The organism is Microbacterium sp. F01, assembly GCF_056156365.1.
On the sequence record NZ_CM149592.1, the window covers coordinates 1,378,048 to 1,402,656 of the forward strand.

General features: G+C 71.7%; 22 protein-coding genes. 11 read left to right on the top strand and 11 right to left on the bottom strand.

The features are described from left to right. Positions 1–5: 5 nt before the first annotated feature. The gene (locus tag ACVN90_RS06080) at positions 6–995 is read right to left on the bottom strand and encodes an asparaginase (RefSeq protein ID WP_475101252.1); all 990 of its coding nucleotides are present in this window, start codon (positions 993–995) and stop codon (positions 6–8) included. Between the two features lie 52 nt (positions 996–1,047). Between ACVN90_RS06080 and ACVN90_RS06085 the strand changes: the two genes are divergently transcribed. Further along, positions 1,048–1,530, top strand: a complete 483-nt coding sequence (locus ACVN90_RS06085; RefSeq protein WP_475101253.1) for an OsmC family protein — start codon at positions 1,048–1,050, stop codon at positions 1,528–1,530. 49 nt (positions 1,531–1,579) lie between these two features. Here the strand turns inward: ACVN90_RS06085 and ACVN90_RS06090 are convergent, their stop codons facing one another. Continuing rightward, on the bottom strand, positions 1,580–2,368 hold the full coding sequence (locus tag ACVN90_RS06090; RefSeq protein WP_475101254.1) for a lysophospholipid acyltransferase family protein: 789 nt from the start codon (positions 2,366–2,368) through the stop codon (positions 1,580–1,582). A 113-nt stretch (positions 2,369–2,481) separates the two neighbouring features. Between ACVN90_RS06090 and ACVN90_RS06095 the strand changes: the two genes are divergently transcribed. Together ACVN90_RS06095 and dxr are read left to right on the top strand one after the other, a co-directional pair. Next, positions 2,482–3,447, top strand: a complete 966-nt coding sequence (locus ACVN90_RS06095; RefSeq protein WP_475101255.1) for an FKBP-type peptidyl-prolyl cis-trans isomerase — start codon at positions 2,482–2,484, stop codon at positions 3,445–3,447. A gap of 40 nt (positions 3,448–3,487) precedes the next feature. Next, a complete protein-coding gene (gene dxr / locus ACVN90_RS06100; RefSeq protein ID WP_475101256.1) occupies positions 3,488–4,573 on the top strand; it encodes a 1-deoxy-D-xylulose-5-phosphate reductoisomerase in 1,086 nt (361 codons plus the stop codon). 71 nt (positions 4,574–4,644) lie between these two features. Here the strand turns inward: dxr and ACVN90_RS06105 are convergent, their stop codons facing one another. The 3 genes from ACVN90_RS06105 to ACVN90_RS06115 all read right to left on the bottom strand — a co-directional run bounded on the left by ACVN90_RS06105 (position 4,645) and on the right by ACVN90_RS06115 (position 7,808). Beyond that, entirely contained in the window at positions 4,645–6,309 is a 1,665-nt protein-coding gene (locus ACVN90_RS06105; protein WP_475101257.1) for a Mur ligase family protein, read from the bottom strand. A gap of 79 nt (positions 6,310–6,388) precedes the next feature. Further along, on the bottom strand, positions 6,389–7,114 hold the full coding sequence (locus tag ACVN90_RS06110; RefSeq protein ID WP_475101258.1) for a YcnI family copper-binding membrane protein: 726 nt from the start codon (positions 7,112–7,114) through the stop codon (positions 6,389–6,391). 130 nt (positions 7,115–7,244) lie between these two features. Then, on the bottom strand, positions 7,245–7,808 hold the full coding sequence (locus tag ACVN90_RS06115) for a hypothetical protein (RefSeq protein WP_475101259.1): 564 nt from the start codon (positions 7,806–7,808) through the stop codon (positions 7,245–7,247). Positions 7,809–7,915: 107 nt separating this feature from the next. On the opposite strand from ACVN90_RS06115, the gene ACVN90_RS06120 reads away from it, so the two are divergent. The 3 genes from ACVN90_RS06120 to ACVN90_RS06130 all read left to right on the top strand — a co-directional run bounded on the left by ACVN90_RS06120 (position 7,916) and on the right by ACVN90_RS06130 (position 10,957). Next, positions 7,916–9,211, top strand: a complete 1,296-nt coding sequence (locus ACVN90_RS06120) for a M50 family metallopeptidase (protein ID WP_475101260.1) — start codon at positions 7,916–7,918, stop codon at positions 9,209–9,211. Positions 9,212–9,314: 103 nt separating this feature from the next. Next, positions 9,315–9,680: a YciI family protein gene (locus tag ACVN90_RS06125; protein ID WP_475101261.1), complete on the top strand. Its 366-nt coding sequence runs from the start codon at positions 9,315–9,317 to the stop codon at positions 9,678–9,680. Next, positions 9,680–10,957 carry an RNA polymerase sigma factor gene (locus tag ACVN90_RS06130; RefSeq protein ID WP_475102073.1) on the top strand — a complete coding sequence of 426 codons (1,278 nt, stop codon included), beginning with the start codon at positions 9,680–9,682 and terminating at the stop codon, positions 10,955–10,957. Before ACVN90_RS06125 ends, ACVN90_RS06130 begins: the two co-directional genes overlap by 1 nt. 151 nt (positions 10,958–11,108) lie before the next feature. Here the strand turns inward: ACVN90_RS06130 and ACVN90_RS06135 are convergent, their stop codons facing one another. After that, positions 11,109–13,031, bottom strand: coding sequence for an anthranilate synthase family protein (locus tag ACVN90_RS06135; RefSeq protein WP_475101262.1), 1,923 nt, complete (start codon positions 13,029–13,031; stop codon positions 11,109–11,111). A gap of 232 nt (positions 13,032–13,263) precedes the next feature. Between ACVN90_RS06135 and nhaA the strand changes: the two genes are divergently transcribed. The 5 genes from nhaA to ACVN90_RS06160 all read left to right on the top strand — a co-directional run bounded on the left by nhaA (position 13,264) and on the right by ACVN90_RS06160 (position 19,506). After that, on the top strand, positions 13,264–15,165 hold the full coding sequence (nhaA, locus tag ACVN90_RS06140; RefSeq protein ID WP_475101263.1) for a Na+/H+ antiporter NhaA: 1,902 nt from the start codon (positions 13,264–13,266) through the stop codon (positions 15,163–15,165). Between the two features lie 84 nt (positions 15,166–15,249). Continuing rightward, entirely contained in the window at positions 15,250–16,401 is a 1,152-nt protein-coding gene (gene ispG / locus ACVN90_RS06145) for a flavodoxin-dependent (E)-4-hydroxy-3-methylbut-2-enyl-diphosphate synthase (RefSeq protein WP_475101264.1), read from the top strand. 166 nt (positions 16,402–16,567) lie between these two features. Further along, positions 16,568–17,479: a phosphotransferase gene (locus ACVN90_RS06150; protein WP_475101266.1), complete on the top strand. Its 912-nt coding sequence runs from the start codon at positions 16,568–16,570 to the stop codon at positions 17,477–17,479. A gap of 139 nt (positions 17,480–17,618) precedes the next feature. Next, positions 17,619–18,245: a hypothetical protein gene (locus ACVN90_RS06155; RefSeq protein WP_475101267.1), complete on the top strand. Its 627-nt coding sequence runs from the start codon at positions 17,619–17,621 to the stop codon at positions 18,243–18,245. A 31-nt stretch (positions 18,246–18,276) separates the two neighbouring features. Then, entirely contained in the window at positions 18,277–19,506 is a 1,230-nt protein-coding gene (locus tag ACVN90_RS06160; RefSeq protein ID WP_475101268.1) for a benzoate/H(+) symporter BenE family transporter, read from the top strand. Positions 19,507–19,574: 68 nt separating this feature from the next. Here ACVN90_RS06160 and pcp read toward each other — a convergent pair whose 3' ends face one another. The 5 genes from pcp to ACVN90_RS06185 all read right to left on the bottom strand — a co-directional run bounded on the left by pcp (position 19,575) and on the right by ACVN90_RS06185 (position 24,607). Then, a complete protein-coding gene (gene pcp / locus ACVN90_RS06165) occupies positions 19,575–20,210 on the bottom strand; it encodes a pyroglutamyl-peptidase I (protein WP_475101269.1) in 636 nt (211 codons plus the stop codon). Positions 20,211–20,219: 9 nt separating this feature from the next. Next, positions 20,220–21,662, bottom strand: a complete 1,443-nt coding sequence (locus tag ACVN90_RS06170) for an RNB domain-containing ribonuclease (protein ID WP_475101270.1) — start codon at positions 21,660–21,662, stop codon at positions 20,220–20,222. A gap of 178 nt (positions 21,663–21,840) precedes the next feature. After that, positions 21,841–22,431, bottom strand: coding sequence for an acyltransferase (locus tag ACVN90_RS06175; protein WP_475101271.1), 591 nt, complete (start codon positions 22,429–22,431; stop codon positions 21,841–21,843). Further along, a complete protein-coding gene (locus ACVN90_RS06180) occupies positions 22,428–23,360 on the bottom strand; it encodes a glycoside hydrolase family 16 protein (protein WP_475101272.1) in 933 nt (310 codons plus the stop codon). The genes ACVN90_RS06175 and ACVN90_RS06180 overlap by 4 nt, the downstream gene beginning before the upstream one ends. Further along, a complete protein-coding gene (locus tag ACVN90_RS06185; RefSeq protein WP_475101273.1) occupies positions 23,357–24,607 on the bottom strand; it encodes a hypothetical protein in 1,251 nt (416 codons plus the stop codon). The genes ACVN90_RS06180 and ACVN90_RS06185 overlap by 4 nt, the downstream gene beginning before the upstream one ends. Between the last annotated feature and the right edge of the window lie 2 nt (positions 24,608–24,609).

Below are 24,609 nucleotides of genomic sequence, written 5' to 3' on the forward strand. Positions count from 1 at the left end.
CGCCTCTAGAAAGCGGGGCGGATGGCCCCGACATCCTGTCCGCCGCCGGTGACGGCCAGCGGAAGCCTCGACATCGTGTCGGCCACATCCGGCGCGGCCAGCGCGCCGTGCCGCTCGAGCAGCCGCAGTGCGACGGCGGTGGCGGCGCGGCCGCTGCCGTCCAGCATCTTGAGCGCCACCGTGGTGCCGTTCGGGGCGACCATCACCATGACGCCCTCGGCGCCGCCCTTGGCGAACACGCCCAGCCGCTCGATGGCGATCGTGTCGGCGCGGCCGGGGCCGTCGATGGTCCACGGGTCGGCCCGCACCGCCTCGACGAGGGCGCCCGCGCTGCGGTGCAGCGCGAACGGAGAGGTCGTCGACGAGTTGCCGATGCGGTGGATCGCGCGGGCGAGGCCGAAGAGGGTCATCGCGTACACCGGCGCCCCGCAGCCGTCGACGGCGGTCGCTGCGACCTTCTCGCCGATCAGGCGCTCGATGGTCTCGCGGACGAGGATCTGCACCGGATGCTCCGGCGCGAGATAGCCCTCGGGGTCCCAGCCGTTCACCACGCTGGTGAGGAGCATCGTGGCGTGCTTGCCCGAGCAGTTCATGCGGATGCGCGACGGCTGACCCAACTCGCGCACGATCTCGTCGCGGGTCGCGGTGTCGCCCGGCCACGCGGCGGGGCACCCGAGTGCGTCCTCGCCGAGTTCGCCGAGGGACAGGATGTCGCGGACCACCGCGACATGACGGTCGGTTCCCGAGTGGCTCGCGGTCGCGAGGCCCAGTCGCTCGCCCTCGAGCGGCACCCCGGCCGAGAGGCACGCGAGAGCCTGCAGCGGCTTGAGGCTGGAGCGGGGGAGGATCAGCGCCGACGGATCGCCGAGCTTCTCGGCGATGGTGCCGTCCGCGGCGAGCACGATGGCGATGCCGGCGTGGCGCGACTCGACGAAACCGCTGCGTTCGACGACGGCGAGCTCGACGGCGTCGGTCGCGGCGAAGGTCTGCGGCACCCCGTCAGCCTACCGCCGGAGGAGCCGTCCGCCCGCATGACAGACTGTGCTCATGTGGGGCGAGCATCGATACTCCGTCCGGACGACGTGGACCGGTGACCGCGGCACCGGCACCTCGGGTTACCGGGACTACGACCGGGCGACGACGGTCGAGATCGACGGCAAGCCGGCGCTGCTCGCCTCCTCAGACAAGCCGTTCCGCGGCGACCCGTCCCGCTGGAACCCCGAGGACATGCTCCTGGCGGCCCTCAGCCAGTGCCATCTCCTGTCGTACCTCCACGCGTGCGTGCAGGCGGGTGTGGTGGTCGTCGGCTACGAGGACGAGGCATCCGGTCTCATGGTCGAAGACGGTCGCGGCGGCGGCGCGTTCCGCGAGGTGGTGCTGCGGCCGCGCGTGACCATCGAGGACGCATCGATGACGGATGCTGCGACCGCCGCGCACGCGCAGGCGAACGAGTGGTGCTTCATCGCGAACTCGGTGAACTTCCCCGTGCACCACGAGCCCACGATCGTGGTCGCTGCGCCCGGTCGTTGAGCGAGCTCGTCCCCCGGTCGTTGAGCGAGCTTGCGAGTCGAAACGCGCGTCAGCGGCGCTCGTGGGGGAGGACCTGCTTGATGCGGTCGATCGCGTTGTGCGCGGGGACCTCGTTGTAGGCGTTCGCGAGCTCCTGGCCCGAGAGGGCGTGGATCGCGGCCATGATCTCGTCGGTCGCGAGCCGGCGGGCCTTGCCCGACGAGGCCGGTCCGTGGTGGGCGAGGTCGAGCGGTTCGCCGAACCTGATGGTGGCGCGGTGCTGGAACGACGGCTTCTTCGCCCCGACCGGCATCACCTTGTCGGTGCCTATGAGCCCCACCGGCACGACGCGGGCCCCGGCCTGCAGGGCGAGGAATGCGACACCGGTGCGCCCCTTGTAGAGGCGGCCGTCGAGCGAGCGCGTGCCCTCAGGGTAGAGCGCGACGGCCTTGCCCTCGTCGAGCAGGGCACGCTGCTGGTCGAGCGCGTCGAGCGCGGCCTGTCCGGCACCGCGCTGTACCGGGATCGCGCCGATCGACGTGAAGAACCAGCGAGAGGCGGGCTTGTCGAAGTAGCTGGACTTGGCCAGGAAGTGAACGGGCCGCGGCGCGGCGACCGGGATCGCGATGGAGTCGATGAACGACAGATGGTTGCTCGCGAAGATCACCGGGCCGGACTTGGGGACGTTGGCCTTGCCCTCGATATGGGGGCGGTACACGATCCGAGCGAGGGGAGTCAGGATGCCGCGCCCCAGCGCGTACGTGAGGCCCATGCGTCGAGCGGGCGCGGCGGGCGATGCGGTTTCTTCCGCCGTCTCGTCGGCGGTGTCTTCGGCGCCGGGCACGAGGTCGGAAGTCACCCGTAGAGGGTACTCCCGATCGCATTCCGGTTCCGGCATGTCGTTTCCCAGCGCGAACAGAGGAAAGATGCGAAAGGATGGAGGCTTCCCTTCCCCTGACTCGAGGTTGTTCCGTGCGCATTCGCCCGTTCGCCGCCCTGTCCGTCGTCGCCGTGTCGACCCTGCTGCTGGCGGGGTGCGCCGGGTCGGCCGATCCGAACGCCACTCCCACGCCGACGTCGACCGCCTCCGCCGAGTGCGGTCTCGACCCGCAGGCGGGTGCCGACTCCGACGCGGTGAGCGTGTCAGGCACCGCTCGCGAGCTCACGGCCGACGTCCCCACGGACCTGGAGTTCGCCGACCTCCAGCGCACCGTTTCGACTGCGGGTGACGGTAACGACCTCGCCGTCGGGCAGCTCGTTTCCGGTCAGTACCAGATCATCGATCCCGCCACCGGTGAGATCCAGCTGGATTCCGCGACGACCTCGGCGGACGACAGCGGGCTCGTCCCGCTCATCGTGGACGCCAGCAGCATCGTCGGAAGCGCCGTGCTGTGCACGCCGCTCGGCTCCTCCACCGCATTCACCATCCCCGGCTCGATGCTGGGCGACGGCGCATCGAACGTCGTCGTGATCGCGCAGTCCGTCGATGAGCTTCCGACCGTCGCCACCGGTGAGGACCAGGAACCCGTCGAGGGCATGCCCGAGGTCGAGCTCGCCGACAACGGCGAGCCCACGATCACCGTCCCCAGCGACTTCGCGGCTCCCGACACCACGGAGATCGCGGTCCTCAAGAAGGGCGATGGGGCGACGGTCGAGGCGGGCGACAACGTGTTCGTGCAGTACACCGGAGTCCTCCCCGACGGCACGGTGTTCGATTCCAGCTGGCAGCGTGGTGCACCCACCCAGTTCCAGACCACCGGAGTGGTGCAGGGCTTCCAGAAGGCGCTCGAAGGCCAGACGGTCGGCTCGCAGGTGATCGCGGTGATTCCGGCGGCCGAGGGTTATGGCGACACCGAGCAGGGATCGATCCCCGCGAATTCGACGCTCATCTTCGTCGTCGACATCCTCGGCACCCAGCGCGCCGCCGCCCAGCAGTAACCCGGGGCTGCCGCATCCGGCCCGGCGATAGGCTGGCCGGATGCGGCGCGTCCTCATCCTCGGCTCGACCGGCTCCATCGGCACGCAGGCGCTCGACGTCGTGCGGGCCAACCCCCGACGGTTCGAGGTGGTGGGTCTCGCGGCGGGATCCGACCGCGAGACGCTCGAGGCGCAGGCGACCGAGTTCGGCGTCGAGAACACCGCACTCGGCGCCGTCGAGGCCGAGCAGCTGGTGCGCGATGTCGAGGCCGACGTCGTGCTCAACGGCATCACCGGCTCCGTCGGCCTCGGGCCGACCCTGGCCGCGCTCGAGACGGGCCGCACCCTCGCCCTCGCGAACAAGGAGTCGCTGATCGTCGGCGGCGACCTCGTCACGGCGCTCGCACGCCCGGGGCAGATCGTCCCCGTCGACTCGGAGCACTCGGCCATCGCCCAGGCGCTCCGGTCGGGGGAGCGCAGCGAGGTCCGCCGGCTCGTGCTCACGGCATCCGGAGGTCCGTTCCGGGGCCGCAGCCGTGCGTCGCTCGAGAACGTCACACCCGCGGAGGCCCTCGCGCACCCCACGTGGGACATGGGCCGGGTCGTCACCACCAACTCGGCGACCCTCGTCAACAAGGGACTCGAGGTCATCGAGGCGCACCTGCTCTTCGCCGTGCCCTACTCCGAGATCGACGTCGTGGTGCACCCGCAGTCGATCGTGCACTCGATGGTCGAGTTCGTCGACGGTTCCACGATCGCGCAGGCCTCACCGCCCGACATGCGCCTGCCGATCTCTCTCGGCCTCGACTGGCCCAACCGCGTCGCGGGCGTCGGACGGCCGCTCGACTGGACCGCCGCGACCTCGTGGACCTTCGAGCCGCTCGACGATGCCGCCTTCCCCGCCGTGCGCCTCGCGAAGCAGGTCGGACGCGCCGGCGGCACCTACCCCGCCGTGTTCAACGCCGCCAACGAGCAGGCGGTGGACGCGTTCCACGAGGGGCGCCTCAGCTTCCTCGGGATCATCGATGTGATCGAGCGTGTGGTCGACGAACACGATGCGCCAGACGCCCTCACCCGGGACGCCCTCGCCGACGCCGAGGACTGGGCACGCCGCAAGGCCGACAAGGTCATCGCCGCAGCATCCTGATCCCACGCGAGAATCGCGAAAGGGTATACCTCCGCCGGCGGAGGTATACCCTTTCGCGATTCCAGGGACGATCAGGCCTCGGGATACACCGGGCGCAGGGGATCGGATGCCGGGGTGACGTCGTCCGGGTACGGCACGGGCCAGTGCGGCTCGGGCACGGGCCACCCCGCCTCGCGCAGCGCGCGACGAGCGAGTTCGCGCGCCGAGTAGGGGGTTCGGACGCCGCGGATGTCGCGGTAGTCCTGGTGACCGGGACCTGCCCAGAGGATCGCGTCGCCATCACCGACCAGCGCGACGGCCTCGATGATCGCGCGCTCGGGCGGAGAGAACTCGTGGATCTCGGCATCCGGCTGCGCGCGCCGCGCACCCTCGACGAGGGTCGCCCGGATCGAGTCGGGGTCCTCGTGGCGCGGGTGGTGGTCGGTGACGACGAGGATGTCGCTGCCTTCGACCCCGGTGCGGCCCATGTCGTGGCGCTTCGTGGCGTCCCGGTCGCCGTCGGCGCCGAACAGCATGACGACCTTGCCCGGTGTGACGCGGCGCACCGCCGCGAGCGTCTTCTCGAAGGCGTCGGGGGAGTGGCCGAAGTCGACGTAGACCGCGGGGCCGGTTTCGCCCGAGACGAGCTCGGTGCGCCCGGGCAGATAGGCCTCGATCCGGTCGCCGTCCAGCGCCGCGACCAGGCGCTCCCACGCGTAGCCGCCCTCGAGGATCATCACGATCGCGAGCCCGGCGTTGGCCGCCATATGGCGGCCGATCACGGGGACCAGCGTCGTCAGCATGCGGCCGTCCCGCGCGGTGAGCCGGAATTCCGTGCCGACCTGGCGCTCGTCGAGGATCTCGACCACCCAGTCGGCGGCGGCCGCGGCCTCGGGGTCGGAGGCGAGGGCGGGCGTTCCCACGGTCACCGTCGGCACCTGGCTGCGCGCCACGACCTCGGCGCCGTTCTCGGAGTCGATGCACACCACGGCGCGGCGCGAGCGATCGGGCAGGAACAGCGGCAGCTTCGCCTCGAAGTACTCGCGCATGTCGGCGTAGTCGTCGAGGTGGTCGTGCGTGAGGTTCGTGAAGCCGGCGACGTCGAACACGATGCCGTCGACGCGGCGCCGGCTGAGCGCCTGCGCGCTCACCTCGACCGCGACGGCCTCCACGCCGCGCTCGCGCATGAGGGCGAGGAGGGCGTGCATCTCGTATGCCTCGGGGGTCGTGAGCCGCGACACGATGACCTGTCCGGCGATGTGGCGCTCGGCGGTCGACGACAGGCCCGTCGTGGCACCGAGCTGGCCGAGGATGCCCTCGAGCAGGTGCGACACGCTCGTCTTGCCATTGGTGCCGGTCGTGCCGAACAGGATCGGCAGGTCGTCGTCGCGGCCCGTGCTGTAGACCCAGGCCGACAGATCCCCGAGGATCGCGCGGGGGTTCTCCACCAGCACCACGGGCAGCCCGCTGGCGGCCGCGGCGTCGGCTCCGGCAGCATCCGTCACCACCGCGACGGCGCCCTTCTCGGCGGCGGTCGCCGCGAACTCGGCGCCGTGGCGATTGACGCCCTGCACCGCGACGAAGACGTCGCCGGGCCGGAGGTCGGCGGTAGCGAGGGTGAGGCCCGTCAGCGTGGCGTCGGCGACGTCACCGCGGACGTCGACGGCGAAGCGTGCCGCGAGGTCGGCGAGCGAGTGTGTCGGCGGCGCGTCGGGACGGAGTACCGGGGGCAGGTTCGAGGGCGCGTCGGTCGGCATGGCGCATCCATCTTCGCACGGGGGCCGGTCGTCGAGCGGCGGGTGGCGCGCTCGCCCGACGACCGGCGGGGGACTCGTGTCAGGCCTTGCGGCGGCCCCGCACCAGCACGACCACGAGCGCGGCGATCCCCGCCGCGAGTCCGCCGGCGGCGAGCCAGCGCGCGACAGGGTCGCTGGTGGAGACGGATGCTGCGTCCCCGGCGTCCGCGTCCGCCGCGGCGCCCTCGTGCGAGGTGTCGCCCGCGTCGTCGGCCGCGGCATCGCCGTGCCCGGCCTCCGCATCGTCGACGACCGCGCCGACCGCGACCAGCGGCGCGGGCGCGTCGAGGTCGTGCGGGTCCTCGCCGTCCTCGGCGATCTGGGTCCACGCGGTCTCGCCCTCCGCGCACGTCTGCGTCACCGGGAAGGCCAGCGTCGTGTCGGCCGTGCCCTCGGTGAAGAGGACGTCCATCGCGACCGCCGCCTTGAAGCCGTCTTCGACGGGCGTGGCGGCGGTGTAGACGATGCGCGTCGGCACGCCGGCCGAGTCGAGCTCGCGCGTGATGGTCCACCCGCCCTGGACCACGGGCGTCGCGTTGCCGACGCCCTCGGGGATGTCGATGGCGAGGGCGGTGGTGGGGGAGCCGTCGCACCCGTGCGAGAACGAGAACGTGAGCGTCTGGGTGCCGCCGGCCGACGCCGTCTCGGGCGTGACGTGGACGTGGGCGGACGCCGCGAGCGGAGCGCCGATCGCGAGCGCGAGGCCGGCGGTGACGCCGATCACGACGCGGCGGGTGCGGGAGGGACGGGAGGTGGAATCGGTCATTGCTGTCGTCTTTCGTCTGGGTCTTCGGCCGGATCGCCGAGCGACGCGTGCCGGCGGGAGCCGGGCGCGCGAGAGGAGTCCGGCGCACGCATCGGGCGTGGGCCGGTGAGGGCGCGGCGCGAAGCGCCGCTCAGACGAGAGCGGGAGGACCGCGCCGCGAGACGTCCGACAGGACGATCCGCGCTGCGGCGAGCACAGCGCCGGCGCGCAGCGGCACGAACCGCGGCAGCGGCGGCCGGAGGGCCACGCCGCGCAGGCGCGAGAAGAGCGAGCGGATGCCGCGGCCCAGGGCGCGCAGCATCCGCTCCCCGCCGTACATCGCGGCGACTGTCGCGATCGCGGCGAGCACGTGGGCGGCGAGCATGGGGGCGTCGGGGACGACGACGGCACTGAGGTCTCCGCCGAGGTGCGTCACGTGGTGGCCGTGGAGTGCGGCGGGATCGGCGTCGGCGGTCACCGCGAAGGCGACGTGGAACAGCGCCTGGCTCGCGAGCACCGTGGCGCCAATGCGCCCGGCCGAGAGCTTCCGGCCGATGAGGGCGACGGCGAAGGGAGCGGCGAGGATGCCGACCGCGGCGACGAAGGCGGGCGACGGCGCGCCGCCCCCGCCGAGGGTGTGCGCCGTGGCGGCGACGACGGTCGCGACCCACGCGGCAGCGGTGCCGCGCAGCGCGCGCACGTGGCGTGGGGTCACGGCTCCTCCTCGCGTCGAGCCTACGGGAGGAGCGAGCCGTTCCCCGCCCGCGCACACCGCGCAGCCGTCACACCCAACTCAAAGGCTGGCGCGGGTACCGTGAGCGTGTGGAGATCCTCGCGTTCGTCATCGGTGTCGCCCTCATGGTCGTGGGCCTCGCCGTGTCGATCGCGCTGCACGAGCTCGGGCACCTCTGGCCGGCCAAGAAGTTCGGGGTGCGGGTCGGTCAGTACATGATCGGGTTCGGCCCGACGCTGTGGTCGAAGCGCTGGCGAGGTACCGAGTACGGCTTCAAGGCGATCCCGCTCGGCGGCTACATCTCCATGGCCGGCATGTACCCGCCGTCGCCGCAGGCCGCGAGACGTGACGGACGCGCTGCCGGCGGCTTCTTCGCGACGATGGTGCAGGACGCGCGCGACGCGAACGACGAGACGCTCCAGGGCGACGACGACACGCACGTCTTCTACCGCCTGCCGATCCACAAGCGCATCGTCGTGATGCTCGGCGGGCCGCTGATGAACTTCTTCTTCGCCATCGTGCTCTTCACGATCCTGCTCAGCGGCATCGGCATTCAGACGGCGACCACCGAGGTCGCCCGGCTGTCGGAGTGCGTCCCGACGACGAGCTCCACCGAGTGCACCGACTCCTCGCCCTCCGCTCCGGCCGAGGCCGCCGGCATCCAGCCCGGCGACGTCATCGTCTCGATCGACGGGGAGCCGGTCGCGGACTTCGCCGAGGCATCCGCCATCATCCGATCGTCGCCCGGCCAGCAGCTGACCTTCGTCGTCGAGCGCGACGGCGCCGAGCAGACGCTGCAGATCACCCCCGCCACGATCCAGACCGAGGTGACAGCAGCCGACGGCACGACCACCACCGAGGAGGTCGGCTTCGTGGGCATCGGCCCCACCGTCGAGTACGTGCAGCAGCCGATCTGGGCGGGGCCGCAGATGGCCGTGCAGAACGTCGGCGCGGTCGCGGGCATCATCTGGCAGCTGCCTGCCAAGGTGTGGCAGACCGGCGTCGACCTCGTCACCGGTCAGGAGCGGGACCCGAACGGCCCGCTCAGCATCGTCGGCGCGAGCCGGCTCTCGGGCGAGGTCGCCGCCGCCGACTCGCCCGTGCTCAACCGGGTCGCGGGCTTCCTGTCACTGCTCGCGTCGCTGAACATCGCCCTGTTCGTCTTCAACCTCATCCCGCTGCTGCCGCTGGACGGCGGCCACGTCGCGGTCGCGCTGTGGGAGGGCATCAAGCGGGTGTGGGCAAAGCTCTTCCGTCGCCCGCCGCCGAAGCCGGTCGACGCGACCAAGCTCGTGCCGCTCACGTTCGCCGTGTTCGTGGCGCTGCTCGTCATGGGCGGCATCCTGATCCTCGCCGACCTGTTCAACCCGGTCACGCTCTTCTGAATCCCGCGCACCGGCCGCGGAGAATCTTCGGGGGTCGTGTCGAAATCGGTCTTGTCCGTTCGCTGTAGGGATGCAACGGTTCCACTGACGAAAGGACACGACCGTGAAGTACGTGATCATGTTCACCTCGACCCCTGAGCTCGACGCCGCGGTGCCCGAAGAGCGCCGGCAGGAGGTGTACGGGCGGATCTACGAGTGGTTCGGAACGAACGCCGACAAGATCGACGACTCGGGCGCGGAGCTGCACCCCGTCAGCACGGCGACGACGGTGCGCTCGGGCGACGGCGGTCCGGTCGTCGCCGACGGGCCCTTCTCGGAGGCCAAGGAGGTCATCGGCGGATTCAGCGTCATCGACGTGCCCGATCTCGACGCGGCGATCGATCTCGTCAAGACCTGGCCCTCGCTGGAATTCCCGGGCGTGGCCGTCGAGATCCGGCCGATGGTCGTCGACTACAGCCAATTCGAGTGATGTCCGGAACGGATGCTGCGGCCCCGCGCGACCCGGAACCTCCGGGCACGGCCGGCGCCGCAGCATCCGATTCGACACGGGCCGCAGCATCGGATCGCCTCCTCGCCGGCGTCGTGCGCGAGGAGTCGGCGCGCATCACGGCGGCGCTGACCGTCTCGTTCGGCAGCTTCGACGTGGCGGAGGAGGCCGTCGCCGAGGCGGTGGAGGAGGCCCTGCGCGAGTGGCGGGGCCGCGGGATCCCGCCGAAGCCGGGCGCCTGGCTCATGCAGGCGGCGCGGCACAACGCCCTCGACCGGGTGCGGCGCGAGCGCGTGCTGCGTGACAAGGTGGCCCTTCTCGAACCGAAGCCGACGGCAGGCGGGGCTACCGCGGATGAGCGACTTCCCCTGCTGTTCGGATGCTGCCACCCTGCGCTCGCACCCGACGCTCAGCTCGCCCTCACCCTGCGGGCGGTGTGCGGCCTGACGACCGCGCAGATCGCCCGGGCGACCTTCTCGACCGAGCCCGCGACGGGGCAGCGCATCTCCCGGGCGAAGCGCAAGATCGCCGACAGCGGCATTCCGCTGCGCGTGCCGGAGGGAGCGGACGCCGCTTCGCGCCTCGCTCTCGTGCTGACGATCGTGTCGGTCATGTACAGCGAAGCCCACTTCGTCGCCGGAGCGGATGCTGCGGCCGACCGCGATCTCGCCGACGACGCGCTGTGGCTGGCCCAGGTGATCGCCGAGGCGCTTCCTCGCGCCGCGGAGGCCTGGGGGCTGCTGGCGCTCTTGCGTTTCCACCGGGCGCGCGAGTCGGCGCGGTCCGTCGACGGGGAGCTCGTGCTGCTCGCCGAGCAGGACCGCGCGCGGTGGGACGCGACGCTGCTCTCCGGGGCGCGCGAGGCGCTCGGGCGGGCGGCGCGGCTGCGGCGACCCGGACGCTGGCAGCTGCACGCGGCGATCGCGGCGTGCCACGCGGATGCCGCCGACGCGGCGTCCACCGACTGGCTGCAGGTGCTCACGCTCTACGACATGCTCCTCGCGTACGACCGGTCCCCGGTGGTGCGGCTCAACCGCGCGGTGGCGCTCGCGCGCGTCGACGGGGCGGCGGTCGCGCTCGCCGAGGTTGACGCACTCGAGCGACCGCTCGCGCGTTCGCACCTGTGGCACGCGGTGCGGGCGTCCCTCCTGCGCGATCTCGGCCGCGACGACGAGGCGCTCGCCGCGGACCTGCGCGCCCTCGAGCTCACCGCGAACGAGGCCGAGCGCCGCCTGCTGGCCGCCCGAGCCGGCCGCTGAGCCGCAGCATCCGCCGGCCCCTACCAGCTGGTCGGCCGCGGCCCCTCATTTCCCGGATGAGTTGGCGTATATGCACGCGACACGCCAGCGTGTCGCGTGCATATACGCCAACTCAACAGGGGCGAAGGCCTGTGGGCGGCGCGTGGGGGTGTCAGGCGGGGACGGGGGTCAGCGCCTGCTCGACCAGGCGCTGGAGCGTCGTCATGCCGTCGCGCGACAGGATCGACTCGAGGTGGCCCTGCACCGAGGCGAAGGCGGGCCCGCGGAGCGCGTACACGTCTCCGGATGCGTCGGCCGCGACCTCGGCCTCGCCGACGTGCGACGTGCCGGCCGGAACGCGCGCGGTGAAGGTGTTGTAGAAGCCGATGGACGCCGGCATGCCGAACACGTCGACCGACTTCTGCAGGCCCTGGTGCGGCGCGTCAAGGGGCGCGAGGTCGATGCCGAACGTGTCGGCGAGGATCTGGTGGCTGAGACACACCGCGAGGAGCGGCCGGCCGGCGGCGCGACGGCGCGCGACGATCTCGCGCATGCGACGGATGCGGCGGCTCGAGGTGTCGCGCGGGTCGCCCGGTCCGGGGCCGGTCACGAGGAGCTCCGCCTGATCGATCTGCGCGTCGGTGACCTCGCTCCAGGGCGAGATCTCGACCTCGAGCCCGAGGTGGCGCAGCTGGTGGGCGAGCATCGTCGTGAAGCGGTCCTCGGCGTCGACGACGAGCGCCGAGCGCCCCTCGAACCGGCCGGGCTCGCTCGAGCCCTGCGGCTGGAGCCAGAACTCGGCGAGGCGGCCGTTGCGCGACGCCAGGAGCTCGGCGATCGCCGGGTCGTCGGCGAGACGGCGCGGAGCATCGGCGGGGGCGTCCTCGTCGATCGCCGCGGCGGACTCGGCCGCCGCGTCGCGGGGAACCGCGCCGATCGCGCCGAGCACGCCGGCCGCCTTGCCGTGGGTCTCGCCGACCTCGCCGTACGGGTCGGAGTGGCGCACGAGCGTCGCGCCCACCGGCACGCGGAGTCGGCCGTCCTGCAGGTAGGCGGTGCGGATCAGGATCGGCGCGTCGAGGTCGTGGCTCGCTTCGCCAGCCGCGAGCGTGTCGCGAGGCGTGAAGAGAGCCGCGACGCCCGAGTAGTAGCCGCGCGGGGTCGTCTCATGGCGCGTGATGACGGTGCACGCGTTCTGCATGGGTGAGCCGGTCACCGTCGGGGCGAACATCGTCTCGCGCAGGATGTCGCGCGGGTCGAGCCTGCTGCGGCCCCGCAGCACGTACTCCGTGTGGGTGAGCCGCGACATCTCCTTGAGGTGCGGGCCCGTGATGCGGCCGCCGTCGGAGCACACGGCGCTCATCATCTTGAGCTCCTCGTCGACGACCATGAAGAGCTCCTCGGTCTCCTTCGTCGAACGGAGGAACTCGCTGAGCGTCTCGGGCGTCGCGCCGCCCGCGGGGTGGCGGAACGTGCCCGAGATCGGATTCATGGTCACGACGCCGTCGCGAGCGCTGACGTGCGCCTCCGGGCTTGCGCCCACCGCGACGTGTCCGGGCGTGACGACGGCGAACGTCCAGTACGCGCCGCGCTCGTGCTCGAGGAGAGCTCGGAACCACGTCAGAGCGGCGGTGGCGGCATCCGTCGTCACTCCCGCCGTGAAGTCGCGACGGATGACGAAGTTCGCACCCTCGCCGCGGCCGATCTCGTCGGCGATCACACGCCGCACGATCTCGGCGTAGTCCTCGTCGGCGATGTCGAAGCCGGCATCCTCGAGGGCGACCGCGTCGGTCGGCAGCTGGGCGAGGGCCTCGTCGCGGGGGAGCGACGCGCGGTCCCGCACGATGAGGCACCGCAGCGGCGCGCCGTCGTCGTGGCACTCGAAACCGCGCTCGCGCACCTGCCGGAACGGCACCAGTGCGAGCACCTCGTGCGGCACGCCGGAGGCGTCCGTCAGCGGGATGTCGGCGAGCAGCTCGACGTCGACGACATCGCCGGTGAGCACCTCGACGGTGCGGTCGTCACGCGCGATGAGCGCGAACGGGAGACCGCTCGCGGCGAGGTCGGGAAGGGACGGGGAAGCAGGCCCGGACATGTGCGTCGTCTTTCGTCGTGGGGCGGAGTCCCGTACGAAAAAGAAGACCGCCCCGTGGGCGGTCTGTGGTCGCGCGAACCCACCGCCTATGCGGTGAGCCACCAGGAGAGGTGCGCGGACATGCGCCGAACCTACCACACGCTCGTTCCGGCGATCGGCCCCTCGGGGCTGGGTTACGCACCATACTGGGGCGAGCCCGTCTCCTCCCATCCCCGCGCCGCGGAGGTACGCCATGACCCAGCTGACCATCACCGAGCGCTCGCCCGAGCCCGAGCGGCCGGCGCACCCCCGCCGACGCGGTCCGTCGATTGCCGACCGCATCCGCAACATGGGGGAGCAGCGCACCGGCGCGCTGCTGCTCGTGCTCGCGACGCTCGTCGCGATCGTGTGGGCGAACATCTCCGCGACGTCGTACCACGACTTCTGGGAGACCGCGCTGACGATCGGGTTCGGCGACATCCACCTCGAGTTCACGCTGCACGCGCTGGTCAACGACGCGCTGATGGCGATCTTCTTCTTCACCGTCGGCCTCGAGGTGCGCCGCGAGTTCGCGATCGGCGAGCTCACGAGCTGGTCGCGCGCGATGATCCCGGTGATGGCCGCCGTCGCGGGGCTGCTCGTGCCCGCCGCGCTCTTCCTCGCGATCGCGGCCGGCTCCGGGCATGAGCACGCGTGGGGTGTCGTGATCTCGACCGACACCGCGTTCCTCGTCGGAGCGCTCGCGCTCATCGGGCCCCGTGCGTCCGGGCGGCTGCGCGTATTCCTCCTCGCCCTCGCCGTCGTCGACGACATCGGCGCGCTCAGCATCATCGCGCTCTTCTACACCGAGAACTTCACGCCGCTGCCGCTCCTGGTCGCGGCGGTCGGACTCGCCGGCATCTATTTCACGAGGTACGTGCGCCGCGGCCGCGGCCCGATCTACGCGACGCTGTCGATCATCGTGTGGCTCGCGTTCCTCGCGTCCGGCGTGCACCCGACGCTCGCCGGCGTCGCCATCGCCCTGCTGATCCCGGTCTACCGGCCCAACCGCCGCGACGTCGAGCAGGCGCTCGAACTCGCGCGGGTGTTCCGCCAGTCGCCGAACACGGAGTACGCGCGGCAGGCCGCGAACAGCCTCCGCGAGTCGATCTCGATCAACGAGCGGCTGCAGTCGGCGTACTCCCCGTACGTGGCGTACGTCATCCTTCCGCTGTTCGCGCTCGCCAACGCCGGCGTCGAGATCTCGGGGCCGATCCTCGCGGCCGCGGCGCAGTCGCCCGTCACCTGGGCGATCATCGTCGGTCTCGTCGTCGGCAAGTTCGTCGGCGTCTTCGGCGCGGCCGCGATCATGAAGGCGTTCAAACTCGGCGAGTTCGGCCTCGGCCTCACCCTCGACCGGATCGCCGGCGGCGCGATGCTCTGCGGCATCGGGTTCACGATCTCCCTCTTCATCATCGATCTCGCCATCGACGACCCCGACGTGCAGAATGAGGCGCGCGTGGGCGTGCTCGCAGCATCCGTCCTCGCCTTCATCCTCGCCGCGATCATGTTCCGCATCTCGGACGCACGGCGCCCCGACGACGACGGCGGCCGCACCCTGGTGCGCGCGGTCGATCCGAAGCGGGACCACATCTACGGCGACGTGAACGCCCCGCTCACGATCGTCGAATACGGCGACTTCCAGTGTCCGTTCTGCCTCAAGGCGTCGGGATCCATCGAAGAGGTGCGCCGGGAGCTCGGCGACCGGCTGCGGTACGTCTGGCGGCACGCGCCGCTCGAGCGGCAGCATCCGAACGCGCTCGCGGCGGCGGAAGCCGCCGAAGCCGCGAACCTGCAGGGCAGGCTCCCGGAGTTCTCGCGCAGCCTGTTCGCCGACCAGGACCACCAGCTGCCGTCCGACATCATCCGTCGGGCGCGCGAACTCGGCCTCGACGTCGAGCGCTTCGAGGAGGACCTCAGCTCGCCGAAGGTCACCGAGCGCGTGCGCGACGACATGCTGGATGCCGAGGCGATGGACATCACGTCGGTGCCGACGTTCTTCATCAACGGCGTGCGCCACGTCGGGCCATATGACGCCCGCACGCTCGTCCGCGCACTCACGGGCTCGGAGGCCGCCGGGGTCGACACCCAGCCTGGAGCCCGCGCCGACGCGTAGTCGCGCCTGCGGCGCTCCACGCTTGCTCGCTCGGCCCCGTCCGCAATCGGCCGGGCCTCACTCGCTGCGCGTAGGCTGTCAGACGTGCCAGCCGTCAACATCGGGATGCCCAAGGTCCCCGAAACGCTCGCCCCCCGTCGTAAGACCCGTCAGATCAAGGTGGGCAAGGTGCTGGTGGGCGGCGACGCCCCCGTGAGCGTCCAGTCGATGACCACGACGCCGACCACGAACATCAACGCGACGCTGCAGCAGATCGCCGAGCTCACCGCCTCGGGCTGCGAGATCGTGCGCGTGGCCGTGCCCTCGCAGGACGACGCCGACGTGCTGCACATCATCGCCGCGAAGAGCCAGATCCCGGTGATCGCCGACATCCACTTCCAGCCGAAGTACGTCTTCCAGGCGATCGACGCGGGCTGCGGCGCGGTGCGCGTGAACCCGGGCAACATCCGCAAGTTCGATGACCAGGTCGGTGCGATCGCCGCCGCCGCGAAGGCCGCCGGAGTGTCGCTGCGCATCGGCGTCAACGCCGGCTCGCTCGACCGGCGCCTGCTCGAGAAGTACGGCAAGGCGACACCCGAGGCGCTCGTCGAGAGCGCCGTGTGGGAGGCCTCTCTCTTCGAGGAGCACGACTTCCACGACTTCAAGATCTCGGTCAAGCACAACGACCCGATCGTCATGGTGAAGGCGTACCGGCAGCTCGCCGAGCGCGGCGACTGGCCCCTGCACCTCGGCGTGACCGAGGCCGGCCCGGCGTTCCAGGGCACGATCAAGTCGGCGACGGCGTTCGGCATCCTCCTCGCCGAGGGCATCGGCGACACGATCCGCGTCTCGCTGTCGGCTCCTCCGGCCGAAGAGGTCAAGGTCGGTCACCAGATCCTGCAGTCGCTCAACCTGCGCGAGCGCAAGCTCGAGATCGTCTCGTGCCCGTCGTGCGGCCGCGCCCAGGTCGACGTGTACACGCTCGCCGACAACGTGACCGAGGGCCTCAAGGACATGACCGTCCCGCTGCGCGTCGCGGTCATGGGCTGCGTCGTGAACGGCCCGGGCGAGGCGCGCGAGGCCGACCTCGGCGTCGCGTCGGGCAACGGCAAGGGCCAGATCTTCGTCAAGGGCCAGGTCATCAAGACCGTGCCCGAGGCCGACATCGTCGCGACGCTCATCGAAGAGGCGAACCGCATCGCCGACGAGATGGGTCCCGACGCCCCCGTCGGCACCGCGCAGGTCCTCACGTCCTGATCCTGGACACCGTCGCCTGACGGTCGCGCGGTCGAAACCTGCATTCGCGGTCGGAATTGTCAGCGGGGGCGGGGTCGCGCGTTCCCTGCATTCGCGGCGCTGGGACGAGTCGACGCACAACCCGACCCTACGGGCAACGACGCCGCGCACATGGCAGGATCCGAGGGTGAACCAGGCCTCTGCGCCGACGCCCGACGCAAGCTCGGGCTCGGAATCGCCGGTCGGCGCCGGCTTCGACCGTCTGTCGCCGCCGCAGCGTGCCCGCATCGCAGCGTGGCTCCCCGGCGCGGAGGTCGTCGCCGACCTCAGCTGGAACCAGGTCGAGACCATCGTGCTGCAGGTGCGCCAAGGTGATCGCACGCTGATCGTGAAGGCGGCCGGGGATGCAGACCATCACCTCGGCCGCGAGCTCGACGCCTACGAAGGCGGCTATGTCTCCCCGTGGACGGAGCGCGGTCATGCGGCGCAGCTGCGATGGGCGGATCGTGACGACCGCGTCCTGGTGCTCGACTGGCTGCCCGGCGAGCTGGCGTACCGCACGGCCGCGGGCGTCGACCCCGAGGTCCATCGCCGCGCGGGTGCGCTGCTGCGGCAGTTCCATGCGCAGGCGACGCGGCCGTCGGAGGGGACGGATGCTGCCGCCACCCGCCGCGCGATCGCCTGGCTGGACTCATCCCACGCGATCGCGCCGGACGTCGAGCGCCGGCTGCGCGCCATGGTCGCCGCGCTGCCGCCGATCGAGGACGACCTCGTTCCGACCCACGGGGACTGGCAGCCGCGCAACTGGCTGGTCGACGGCGACGAGGTGCGGGTCATCGATTTCGGGCGCTTCGCGTTCCGCCCGGCTGCCACGGACTTCGCGCGCCTCGCTGCGCAGGAGTGGCGTGAGAACCCCGCGTGCGAGACCGCGTTCTTCGAGGGCTACGGCCGCGACCCCCGGCATCCGTCCCACTGGATCCTCATGCGCATGCGCGAGGCCATCGGCACCGCCTGCTGGGCGCACCAGGTCGGCGACACCGAGTTCGAGGCGCAGGGAGACCGCATGATCGCCGAAGTGCTCGAGGAGCTCGAGGGCTGACCGTCGAGCTTCACCGAGACACCGGATTCGCCCCGACACTGCGGACGTCGCCACAGGTCTCGGGGGAATCCTCGGTCTCGAGCCCGAGCCCCCGGACCAGCAGCACGGGGTTCGGCGAGGGCTCCGTTACTGTGAGCGCATGGTGCACTTGCGCAGGGTCGGCGACGTCGAGGTGTACGAGCGGCTGCGGTTCGTGCCGCTGACCATCGGGGCGGCGCTCGCCGGCATCGTCCTCGTGCTGCTGCCGGTGTTCGACCCTCGCTACCTCGCGTTCTCGGCCGGACTCGGCCTCGTGCTGTGGCTGCTCTGGGCGTTCCTGGTGTGGCCGCGCGTGACCGTCGGCGGCGACGGAGTGCACGTGCGGAACACGTTCACGACCACGAGGTTCGCGTTCTCCGCCCTCGACGGCGTGGCATCGGGCTTCACGCTCGACTTCGTCCTGCGCAACGGCCGGCGCGTCCGTGCGTGGGCGGTGCCGGGGCAGCAGAACCTCGCCGTGGAGGCGATTCGATCCGCGGACGCCCATGCGAGCGGTTTCGTGCCCGTCAGACGCGTCAGCGATCTGACGGTCGGCAGGGCGACGACACCGGCCGGCCAGGTCGCGGCCTCGATCGCGCGCAAGCTGGCTCTGACCGACGGCGCGAGCCGCGTCGCCGTCGACGATCGGCCCGTGGATCTCGTGCGCCGCCTCAACGTGACCATGGTCGTGGTGACCTGCGCGCTCGTGGCCCTCGTCGTCGCCGGCATCGCGGGAGGCGCATCGTGAGCGCATCTCACGGATCGCGACGGCAAGAGGCATGACCGAGGACTCCTCGACCGGTGCCGCGGCGCCGGAACCCTCACCCGCTGCTCCCGAAACCGCCCCTCTGTCGCGGCCGATCGTCGCGGGGATCGTGACGTCGCTCGTCGGCGTCACGAGCTCATTCGCCGTGGTGCTGACCGGCCTCGACGCCGTCGGCGCCTCTCGCGCGCAGGCGGCCAGCGGCCTCCTCGTGCTGTGCCTCACGATGGGCGCGTCGGCGATCCTGCTGGCGTGGCGGTATCGGATGCCGATCACCGTCGCTTGGTCCACCCCCGGCGCCGCGGTGCTCGCGGCGACCGGCACCGTCGAGGGCGGCTGGCCCGCGGCGGTCGGCGCCTTCCTCGTGACAGCCGGCCTCATCCTCTTGACGGCGCTGTGGCCGCAGCTCGGCCGGCTCATCGCCCGGATCCCGCCCTCGATCGCGCAGGCGATGCTGGCCGGCGTTCTCCTGCCGCTGTGCCTGGCACCGATCAGCGGGCTGGTCGTGAACCCGTGGGGCGTCGTGCCCGTCCTCGTCACCTGGCTCGTGTTCGTGCGCCTCGCCCCGCGGTGGGCGGTGCCGCTCGCGTTCGTCGCGGCATCGGTCGTCGTGGCGGTGGATGTCGCGGTCACGGGCGCGACCATCGATCCGGCGCTGCTCGTTCCGCGGCTGGAGTTCACCGCGCCGACGCTGACCGTCGGCGCGATCGTCGGGCTCGCGCTGCCGCTGTTCCTCGTGACGATGGCGTCGCAGAACGTCCCCGGCATCGCGATCATGCGCAGCTTCGGCTACCAGGTGCCGTGGCGTCCGGCGATGCTCGTGACGGGCGTCGGCACCGCGCTCGGCGCGACCGCGGGCGGGCATGCGATCAACCTCGCGGCGATCAGCGCAGCACTGGCCGCCGCGCCCGACGCCGACCCCGACCCGAAACGGCGCTGGGTGGCAGGCGTGTCGACCGGCGCGAGCGGCATCGTGCTCGGCGGGCTGTCGGCCGCGTTGGTCGCGCTGGTCGTCGTGGCTCCCGAGGCGGTGATTCCGGCCGTGGCAGGCATCGCGCTGTTCGGCGCTTTCGGCGGGGCGGTGCAGCAGGCCATCGACGACCCGGGGGAGCGGCTGCCGGCCGTCGTCACGTTCCTCGTGGCGGCGTCGGGCGTGGCGATCGCGGGCGTGAGTGCCGCGTTCTGGGCGCTCGTGGCCGGGCTCGTGGTGCGCGAAGTGCTGCACTTCGGACGCCGCTCGCGCTGAGGCCGCGCCCGAGGACCCGTCAGCTGCGACCGCGGCGCGTGGCGCGGCGGGCTCGGGAGTATTCCGCGTCAGTGCAGCGTCCCCGCAGGCACAGTCGCATCGGTCGTCACGTCGAGGCTCGTCCGCACCGCGATCTCGAGAGCATCGGCGATGTCGGCGAGCGACAGGGTCGCGGCATCCGTCGACGGCGCGTGTTCGGCAGACCAGGGAACGTGCACGAAGCCGGCACGGGTTCCGGATGCTGCGGCCTCGAGCGCCGTGAAGAACACATGGTTGCAGACGAACGTGCCGGCCGAGTACGAGACCTCCGCGGGGATGCCCGCGGCGGCGATGCGCCGTGCGATCTCCTTGACCGGGAGCGTCGCGAAGTGGGCGGGCGCGGCACCGGGAATACTCGGCGCGTCCACCGGCTGATCGCCGTCGTTGTCGGGGATGCGCGCGTCGATGAGGTTGACCGCCACGCGCTCGACACCGATCGTGGCGCGACCCCCGGCGAGACCGGCGGCGATCACGAGATCGGGCCGATGCTCGGCCAGCAGCTCGCGCAGACGATCCGCCGCCCCCGCGAACGTGACGGGCAGGACGGCGGTGACGAGCGCCTCCGGCCCTTCCCAACGCGAGGCCACGAGGTTGACGGCCGCTCCGGAGGGGTTGGCGGCGTCGCCGCCGAACGGCTCGAACCCGGTGAGCAGCACAGTCGTCATACGACCACGCTAGGCGGTCGGCTCCAGCAGGACGGTGCCCGAGGCGATGTCGACCGTCGTGAGACGCAGCCGCACTGTGGTCCCCGCGGCCGCGTCGAGTCCCGGGACCTTCGCGGTGACGGGTGGGTCGGTCAGCTGCACGCGCGCACCGTCTCCTCGCAGGCCCAGCACCACGGCCTCGAACACGCTTCCCTCGTGCCCCGAGAGCAGCGCCGCTTCGACGCGATCGAGGGTCGCCGCATCCAGCCGGTTCGCGAGGCCGTCGCTGCGCGCCATGATCTTCGGCAGCGACGCGACACTGTCGCGCGCCCACGCGGGGACCTCCCGTCCATTCGCGAGCGCTTCGCAGATCACCAGCGACCAGCGGTCGACGAGCCGCCGCAGCGGCGCGGTGGCGTGGGCGTACGGCGCGCCGATCGCAGCCTGCTGCCGGTCGGCGGGTGGGGCCCCATCGAACGTCACGTACCCGGCGCCGCGGAACAGGCCGGCCGCCGCGTCGAGGATCGCCAGCGCGGCGGGCGAGTCGCGTCCGAGACCGCGCAGGTAGTCGCCGTACGGGACGTCGGCGGGCCACGGGATGCCGAGCGCCACCGTCTGCGCGCGGAACGCGGCCACGTCGTCCGCCTCGGCGGCCGGCATCGTGCGGAGGATCCCGACGCCGCCGCGCAGCATGATGTCGGCCGCGGTCATTCCGGTGAGGAGCGAGACCTGGGCGTTCCAGTCCTCGATCGCGAGCGGAGCGTCGCGCTCGAGGCGGTAGCCGCCGTCGTCGGCGACGATGCGGGTCTCGGGCGCATTCAAGCTCGCGCCGCCGCGCTCGGCTTCGCGGGCGAGCCGAAGCGCGCCGAACCACGCGAGCGTCTCGAGGCCCGGCGGCGCCGTGCCGGCGTCGATCGCGGCCTGCGCGTCGACGTAACTCCACTGCGCGCGCGAGCGGATGACCGCGCGGCGCAGCGTCGCCTGCACGAGCCGCGCCCCGTCGTCGAGCACGAACCGCCACACGAACGCCCGCCGGTCGCGCTCGGGCAGGAGAGACGCGGCATCCTCACTGATGACGACGGGATGCAGCGGAATCCGGCCGTCGGCCGCGTACAGCGTCTGCCCGCGCAGCCGCGCCTCGGCGTCGACCGCGCCGCCCGGCTCGACGAATGCGGGCAGGTCGGCGATCGCGTAGTGGAGCACCGCCCCGGTCGGCGTGCGCTCGAGGTGGAGGGCCTGGTCGAGATCCGTGGAGCCCTCAGGATCGATCGTCAGGAAAGGGAGGTCACGCAGATCGTCGAGCCGAGCCGCGGTCGGATCAGTCGCGACGGTGCGCGCCGCCAGCTGCGCCTCCGCCTCGACCCCGGCCGGGAACTCCGCCGGAAGATCCAGTTCCTCGCGCAGCCGGGCGAACGATTCGACGAGCTCGTCGTGGGCGCGTGCGGGGGCGAGTCGAGGTCGGCGTGCAGGCACCCGATCAGTGTAGGCACCGGCCCTCGATCCAGTCGCGGTCGAATCGGACGCCGGGGGCGCAGCATCCCTTCGCCTCCAGGCGGCGGGTGTGAACCGTTCCGGCGATCCCGGACACACGACCTCGGACGCCCTGCCGCTGGCGGGGGCGGTGTACGCGCTGATGCACCCGTGACCGGACTCACTCGGCGGCAGCGGCCGCCAGCACCGAGGGAGCCTCGTCGAGCGTGCGGATGAGGCGCGCGGGCACCCCGCCGTACACCGCGCCCGCTGCGAGGTCGCGCGTCACGACGGCGCCCGCGGCCACGATCACATCGTCTCCGACGGTCACACCGGGCAGGACGGTGACGTGCGCACCGAGCCACACCCGGTCGCCGATCGTCACCGGGGCGCTGCTGCGGCGGTGGGTCACCCCGGCCGGCCCGACCTCGTGCGAGCTGGTGATGATCGTGGTGAACATCGCGATGTGGCAGTCCACACCGATGCGGATCGGAGCAACGGCCTCGAAGTAGCACCACGCGTTCACCGAGGTGCGCGCTCCGATGTGGATGTCGCGTCCGCCCGTGAAGGTGCAGCGGGACTGGAGCTTCGGTGTCTGCACGTCGAATCCCCGCATGCGCAGGATCGCGTAGCGCAGGGCGCGCGGGCATAGCGGCGAACCGGCCAGACTGTTCGTGATGAACGACTTCCATCCCCACGTCAGATCCTGTGCGACGCTTCGGGCCAGGTCGCGGAGCGTCGCGGCCTCCGCCATCGCGTTCTCGCCGGTCACGGAGTCACTCCTTCGATCGAGCCGATCGGCGTGTCACCGAGCTGATCCTCGGGGGTGAAGGACATCCAGTCGATGACCATCTCGTTGACCACGGGGGTGGACGCGTCGGGGTCGCCCGGCCAGTTGCCGCCAACCGCGAGACTGAACAGCACATGGGTCGGCGCATCGAACACCCAGCGACCGGGGATGGGCACATCCCACTCCTCGACGTCCATCACGATCTGATCGTCGATCGCCATGATGATCCGGCCCTGGAGCTTTTCGACCGTGTAGACGTGGAAGTCGTCCGCCAGAGGAGCCGGCGTGTCGTGGCCCTCGTCCAGCGACCACTTGTTCGCGATCCCCGTCGGGCCGTGGAGATGGTGGATGCTGCGGCTCGTGGTGTTCGGGGTCTCGATGATGTCGACCTCTCCCGCGGCCGGCCAGCCGACCCGGTCGATGTTGTCGCCCAACAGCCAGAAGGCGGGAAGAAGGCCCTGCCCTTCCGGCAGCTTGATGCGCGCCGACAGTCGCCCGAAGGTGAAGGACCACTTGCCGTGACTGGTGATGCGGCCTGAGGTCGGCGGGCTGCCGTCTTTCGGCACGCTGGCGGTGATCACCAGGTTGCCGTCGCCGTCGAGGGCGACGGCGTCTTCGGTGTACTCCTGCAGCTCGTTGTTCCCCCAGCCGCCGGCGCCCGTCTGGATGCTCCACACGTCGGGATTCGGCACCCCTCCGGCGGGGCCGTCGAAGTCGTCGAACAGCACCGAGTCGTCTCCGTACCGCGCCCCGAGGAAGGAGAAGCCGGTGAACCACCATAGGCCGCCGAGCACCAGCACGATGGCGAGGATGCCGGCGGGGATGCCGAGGGTCAGCCAGCGGTTCCGTCGTCGGCGCGTCTGTTCGGGAGGAGCGCTGCCGGAGGAGGTCATGGGTGCAGTCGTGGTCACGGCAGCAGTCCCTTCGGATCGTGGCGGAGGAGCTCGCACGCGGCGGTGATCGCATCGCGCTCCCACAGTGAGCCGTCGAAGCTCATCGAGATGTTGAGACGCCGTCGCAGCACGGCGGTGAGGGCCGTGACGCCGTTACGGCCCGCGGGATCCACCGACACCCGCACGATCGCGTCGTCCGACGCCCACGGAAGCGGCTCGAGGGCTCGGAGGAAGCCCATGTCGCTGAGGATCGGACTCGCCGCGGCGGGTACCACGGTGGGCGATGGGCGCCGCCATGCCCGGGTGGTCAGGCCCGAGGTGAGGGCTGCGAGCGGACGGCCGACGTGAAGATCCCGCTGGAAGCGCGCTCCTGCGACGTCGACGCCGTCTCGCACCGTGACCGGATGGCCGACCACGAAGTTCGCGAGCGTCGATCGTCCGGAGGGCAGGTATCGGCGCAGGTCGACGAGGATCGCGCCCTCGTCCGTGACCGGGACGCCCGAGCGGCGCAGCGCCTCATGCAGGGCGAACATCATCGCGAGCGTGGGGGGCACGCGCCCTCGACTCCAGTCGGCGAGGGCGCGGAAGGTCGCAGCATCCATCGTCCCCGTCACGAGGTCGAGGCGGCCCCGCCCGCCGGCCACCGTCGGGCCCGCGTACGTCGGCCGGTCATCGACCCACCGATCGCGCAACAGCGCGCCGAGTCGGCCCAGGTGGCGCCCGTAGGTTGCAGAGAGCGCGGCGGGGAGGGGATTGCGGTCGTCCGCGCTCGCGAAGACCGCTGGGGCCCCACGTCCGGCGAGGGCTCCCGCGGTGAGCATCACGCCGAGGAAGCCGTCGCCGAGGCGGTGATCGATGCACAGCGACGCCCGGTCCTCACCGAGGAAGACCATGAAGGGCAGGTCGGATGCTGCGGCCTCGCGCAGTCGCGGCAGGCCCGCGTCGCCGGTGAGCTCGGCGGCAAGCGGCTGGACCATCCGCTCGGCCTGCTCATCGAGAAGGCTGCCGTCGTAGTTCCAGCGGCCTCCCTCGAACGTGCGACCGGCACGGGCGTCGGCGCCCATCGCGATGAGCGCTCGCACAGCCCGCACGACGCTCTCCCGCTCGGGCACGATCAGCGGTGCGAGTTCGACGCTGATCCGTACGCCGTCCGAAAGCAGGTCCCTGCCGGGGATCCTCCCCGACGACACGCCGGTGTGCCGCGCCTCGACGCCGCCGTCGTGCCGCGCCGACATCGTCGCCCCCGGCTCGCGTGCGATGACCACGG